This is a genomic window from Nocardioides sp. P5_C9_2 (assembly GCF_054049555.1).
Genome location: NZ_JBFUMD010000293.1, coordinates 1 through 4,991, shown reverse-complemented (window position 1 = coordinate 4,991; position 4,991 = coordinate 1). Strand labels below are relative to the sequence as shown.

Below are 4,991 nucleotides of genomic sequence, written 5' to 3'. Positions count from 1 at the left end.
GCTTCCTGCCGACCAACCTGCGCCGCGGCAGCGCTCCCGACGCGCACGGCGACATGGCCGGCGAGGTGCGGGCCCTGCTCGACGCCGGGGTCGACGGGATCATCACCGACCACCCCGAGGCAGCCCTGCGGGCGGCCCGCGAGCAGCGACCGCCGGTTGTCACTGGACGCGTCACCTGACGTTCACCGTGCGCTCGTGGCCCGGCCGCTCGAGCCCGTTTGGCTCCTGGCCATGACCTCTCGGAAGACCACCCGGGCCGCCGCCGTCGCACTGACCGCCGCCGCCACCACGCTGCTCGTCCCGACGTTCCTCGTCCCCACTGCCGCCCATGCGGGCCCGAGCACCGACCTGGCCGCGGACCCCGTGGTGATCGGTCACCGCGGCGCCTCCGGCTACCGCCCCGAGCACACCCTCGCGTCCTACGAGCTCGCGATCCGGCAGGGCGCCGACTACATCGAGCCGGACCTCGTCTCGACCGAGGACGGCGTGCTCGTCGCCCGGCACGAGAACGAGATCAGCGGCACCACCGACGTCGCCGACCACCCCGAGTTCGCGGACCGCCGCACCACCAAGGTCATCGACGGTCGACCGGTCACCGGGTGGTTCACCGAGGACTTCACCTACAAGGAGCTGCGCACCCTGCGGGCCGTCGAGCGGCTCCCCGACGTGCGGCCGGACAACACGGCGTACGACGGCGAGTACCGGATCCCGACGCTCGACGAGGTCCTCAAGCTGGCCCGCCGCGAGGGGGTGGGGGTCTACCCCGAGACCAAGCACCCGTCCTACTTCGACTCGATCGGCCTCTCCCTCGAGGAACCGCTCGTCGCCGCCCTCGCGAAGCGGAAGATGGACGACGCCGACGACGAGGTGATCATCCAGTCCTTCGAGGTCACCAACCTCCGCGAGCTCGACACGATGGTGGACGTCGACCTCGCCCAGCTCGTCGACGGGTCCGGCGGACCGGCCGACCTGCCGGGCACGACGTACGCCTCGATGGTCACCGCCGCGGGGCTGCGGACGATCGCGACGTACGCCGACGGCGTCGGGGCCGCGAAGAACTGGGTGCTGCCCCGTGACGCGTCCGGCAGCACGGGTGCTCCGTCGACGGTGGTCGACGACGCCCACGCCACCGGACTGGTGGTGCACGTGTGGACGCTGCGCCGCGAGAACCAGTTCATGGCCCGCAACTTCCGGATCGGCACGGACCCGAACGCGCCCGGCGACCTGTACGCCGAGTCCCGGGCGTTCCTCGACGCCGGGGTCGACGGACTCTTCTCCGACAACCCCGACGTCGCGGCGCGGGCCCTGGCCGACTGGCTCGCCGAGAGGGCCTGAGATCAGTCCCTGGTGACCCCTCGGCCGCGGCCGGTCAGCACCACCGCGAGCAGTCCGGCCACGCCGGCCGCCAGCCAGGGGAGCGGCATCAGCCAGCGCAGGTCGTCCGAGGCGATGGTGTCGGACTCGAAGAGCACCCAGATCACGGCGAGACCCAGGAAGGCCACCCCCATCACCAGGTGCCCGACGCTGACGGGGTGCCTGCCGGAGGGGTCGCGGTCCGGCTCGAGGGGCAGGGGCTGCAGCTCGTAGGGGCTCACGGTCTCGTCACCCAGGTGGTCGTTGGTCATCGTCTCGTCCTCACTGCTCGCGCACGGTGACCTGGCCCATGCCCAGGTCCACCTCGATGGTCATGTCGGGGACCTCGTCGCCGCCGTCGACGAAGCCGCCCTGCTGCACGTCGAGACCGCCGCTCTCCTGCCCGAGGACGTCGACGTTGCCGACCCCGGCCGAGGCGTCCACGGTGACGTCCATGCCCCGGGGGACGACGACCTCGATCGCGCCCACCCCGCCGTCGATCGATATCCGTCGGCCGTCGAGGTCCTCCACGTCCCGGACACCGGAGAGGTCCAGGGTCAGCTCGCCGGTCCCGAGGTCGTAGCTGTCGCGCACCTCGGCCGGGGTGGTGGGCGCGTAGGTGAGGCTGGTGCCGTCCCAGTCGCCCGACGCCGTGGCGCCCAGGGTGGCGACGGCGGCGACCAGGCCGACCAGGATCAGGCCGCCGGCGCGTCCCCAGAAGGCGCCGAGCACGAGCATGGCGCCCGTGATGGCCAGGGCCAGGGCGGGGTAGCCCGACGGCGGCACGTCGGTGCCGGCGGCCTCGATCACCCCCAGGGTGCCGACGCCGATCGCGATGAGGGCGAGCGTCGTCCAGAAGAGGATGGGTCCGCGCTTGCGCGGGTTGCGGGGACGGACGTACGCGTTCGGGTCGTACGCCGGTCCGGTGTGCCCGGGGCCGGTCTGCGTGAAGCCCTCGTAGGTCGAGCCCGTGTAGGTCGAGCCGTAGCCCGTCACCGGAGCCGGGACGGTCGGCGGCGTGCCGGGGCCGGCGGCGTCGCGCCGCTGGTTGCGGTTGAGGAACCACAGCACCAGCAGGGCCACCACGACGACCGGCCACGGGAACCAGAAGGCGCCGGCCCAGTCGCCGAGCGCCGCCAGGGCGGCGAGCACCCCGGCGCCGAGCAGCGCGACCTTGCGGCTGCGCTCGTCCAGGCCCAGGGGCTGGTCCGTGGTGCCCTCCTCGGGCACGAGCAGCCAGCCCGCGGCGTACAGCAGCAGTCCCGAGCCGCCGAAGAACACCAGCACCACCAGCGCCACGCGCACGATGATCGGGTCGATGTCGAGGTGACGGGCCAAGCCGCCGGCCACGCCGGCGACGTGACGGTCCTCGACGGAGCGTCGCAGTCGGCCGAGGTCGCGCATCTGCTCGGCGCTCACGCGGGGCCCGCCGGCCAGCGGCGGGGCCGGGGACGGGCCTGCCAGGTCGGACGGCTCGTCCACCGGCGGGTCCGGCGTGGCGTCCGGAGTGGCGTCCGGCGGGGGAGTGGTGGTGTTCATGGCTCCAGCGTGGGTGCTGCGTCGTCGTCGGACCATCGGTGACGACCCTGAATCGTGCTGGTGCCCGGGGGGTCGCACCTCAGGGTCGAGCCGGGGTCGTGCCTCATGGGAACGATCGCCCTGGCCTGCGACGATGGTGTCACGATGAGCGCCCAGCAGTCCGTACGCCGTGCCTACCGCGACACGTCCGCCCCCGTCGCGGGCGGCGTCGCGGCCGGTCTGGCGCGCCACCTCGGCACCCACGTGCTGTGGGTGCGGATCGCCTTCGTCGTGCTCGCCCTCATCGACGGTCTCGGCATCCTGCTGTACGCCGCGCTGTGGGTGTTCCTGCCCGCCGACACCGCCTTCCCCGACGAGGCGCCCGGTCTGGCCAGCGCCCGCCGAGGAGGGCGGCGCCCGCGCCGCGTCGGCCGGCTCGCCAGCGCGGGCCCGGCGATCGCCATCGGCGCCCTGCTCTTCGGCGGGGTGCTCGGCTTCGAGGCGGTGTTCGGCCAGGGCGTGCTGTTCTGGCCGGTGGTCCTCGGGGTGGCCGGGATCGCGCTGCTGTGGCGCCAGGCCGACGAGGCGCAGCGTGAACGGTGGCTGGACTCGTCGGGTCGGATCGACCCCTTCCGTGCGGTGTTCGGCAACGGCGGCTGGGCGGCGTACGCCCGCGTCGTCATCGGCCTCGGGCTCGTCGTGGTGGCCCTCGTCGTCTTCGGCGTCACCACCGGCTCGGTCCGCTTCGCCGGGCCGGTCGTCGTCGCCGGGCTGCTCGGCATCCTGGGGCTGGCGCTGGTGGTCGGCCCGTGGGTGCTGCGCCTGGTCAACGACYTCGGCGCGGAACGGGCGGAGCGGATCCGCACCCAGGAGCGCGCCGACATGGCCGCGCACCTGCACGACTCGGTGCTCCAGACCCTGGCCCTGATCCAGAAGAACTCCGGCGACGGCACCATGGTCGCCCGTCTGGCCCGCGCCCAGGAGCGCGACCTGCGCACCTGGCTCTTCGAGGGGGAGCCCGTCGACGACGCGACCCTGTCCGGAGCCCTGCGCGACCTGGCGGCCTCGGTCGAGGAGACGCACCCGGTGGTCGTCGACGTCGTCACCGTCGGCGACTGTGCCGACTCCGAGGCGGTGCGCACCGTCGCCAACGCCACCCGCGAGGCCGTCGTCAACGCCGCCAAGCACGCCGGCGTCGCCCGCGTCGACGTCTACGCCGAGGTCACGGACGAGGCGGTGGAGGTGTTCGTCCGCGACCGCGGCGCCGGCTTCGACCTCGACGCCGTGGCGACCGACCGTCACGGCGTCCGCAACAGCATCATGGACCGGATGTCGCGCCACGGTGGACGCGCCGAGGTCCGTACGTCGCCCGGTGCCGGCACCGAGGTCCGCCTGCACATGCCCCTGCGCACGAATCCAGCAGCTCGAGGAGAGTCATGACCGAGTCCCCCCGTCCCGTCCGCCCGGTGCGCGTCGTGATCGTCGACGACCACGCGATGTTCCGGGCCGGTGTGCGTGCCGAGCTGGCGGCGGCCGGCACGGGGGAGGTAGAGGTGGTGGCCGAGGCGGCCGACGTCCCCGAGGCGGTGGCCGCGATCCGCGAGCTCCAGCCGCTGGTGGTGCTGCTCGACGTACACCTCCCTGGGGGTGGGGGCGTGGAGGTGATGCGTCAGGCGCCCTCGCCGCAGGCCCGCTACCTGGCGCTGTCGGTGAGCGACGCCGCCGAGGACGTCATCGGCACGATCCGCGGGGGAGCCCGCGGCTACGTCACCAAGACGATCACCGGCCCCGAGCTGGTCGACGCGATCGCGCGGGTCGCCGACGGCGACGCCGTCTTCTCCCCTCGGCTGGCCGGGTTCGTGCTGGACGCATTCGCAGGCTCCATCGACGTCGCGGCCGTCGACGAGGACCTCGACCGGCTCACCGAGCGCGAGCGCGAGGTGATGCGACTCATCGCCCGGGGCTACGCCTACAAGGAGGTGGCCAGGGAGCTGTTCATCTCCGTCAAGACCGTCGAGACGCACATGTCCTCGACGCTGCGCAAGCTCCAGCTCTCGAGCCGTCACGAGCTCACCCGGTGGGCCTCGGACCGCCGGCTCCTGTGACCGACCCGATTGACA

Annotated in this window: 5 protein-coding genes; 3 read left to right on the top strand and 2 right to left on the bottom strand. The window is 73.3% G+C overall.

What is annotated here, in order from left to right; genetic code table 11:
* The first annotated feature begins 231 nt into the window (after positions 1-231).
* A complete protein-coding gene (locus tag ACXJKL_RS14275; RefSeq protein ID WP_457207708.1) occupies positions 232-1,335 on the top strand; it encodes a glycerophosphodiester phosphodiesterase in 1,104 nt (367 codons plus the stop codon).
* Between the two features lie 2 nt (positions 1,336-1,337).
* On the opposite strand, the gene ACXJKL_RS14270 is transcribed toward ACXJKL_RS14275, so the two are convergent.
* Together ACXJKL_RS14270 and ACXJKL_RS14265 are read right to left on the bottom strand one after the other, a co-directional pair.
* Positions 1,338-1,625 (bottom strand): hypothetical protein, encoded by a 288-nt coding sequence (locus ACXJKL_RS14270; RefSeq protein WP_457207707.1) that lies wholly within the window; start codon positions 1,623-1,625, stop codon positions 1,338-1,340.
* A gap of 10 nt (positions 1,626-1,635) precedes the next feature.
* The gene (locus ACXJKL_RS14265; RefSeq protein ID WP_457207706.1) at positions 1,636-2,892 is read right to left on the bottom strand and encodes a PspC domain-containing protein; all 1,257 of its coding nucleotides are present in this window, start codon (positions 2,890-2,892) and stop codon (positions 1,636-1,638) included.
* Between the two features lie 144 nt (positions 2,893-3,036).
* Here ACXJKL_RS14265 and ACXJKL_RS14260 point away from each other — a divergent pair, with 144 nt between their 5' ends.
* Positions 3,037-4,311 carry a PspC domain-containing protein gene (locus tag ACXJKL_RS14260; protein ID WP_457207705.1) on the top strand — a complete coding sequence of 425 codons (1,275 nt, stop codon included), beginning with the start codon at positions 3,037-3,039 and terminating at the stop codon, positions 4,309-4,311.
* Positions 4,308-4,976, top strand: coding sequence for a LuxR C-terminal-related transcriptional regulator (locus ACXJKL_RS14255; protein ID WP_457207704.1), 669 nt, complete (start codon positions 4,308-4,310; stop codon positions 4,974-4,976). Before ACXJKL_RS14260 ends, ACXJKL_RS14255 begins: the two co-directional genes overlap by 4 nt.
* Positions 4,977-4,991 lie beyond the last annotated feature (15 nt).

Excerpts from the sequence above, each read along its gene's own strand:
- ACXJKL_RS14275 (WP_457207708.1), top strand. The coding sequence starts at position 232 with ATGACCTCTCGGAAGACCACCCGGGCCGCCGCCGTCGCACTGACCGCC.
- ACXJKL_RS14270 (WP_457207707.1), bottom strand. The coding sequence starts at position 1,625 with ATGACCAACGACCACCTGGGTGACGAGACCGTGAGCCCCTACGAGCTG.
- ACXJKL_RS14265 (WP_457207706.1), bottom strand. The coding sequence starts at position 2,892 with ATGAACACCACCACTCCCCCGCCGGACGCCACTCCGGACGCCACGCCG.
- ACXJKL_RS14255 (WP_457207704.1), top strand. The coding sequence starts at position 4,308 with ATGACCGAGTCCCCCCGTCCCGTCCGCCCGGTGCGCGTCGTGATCGTC.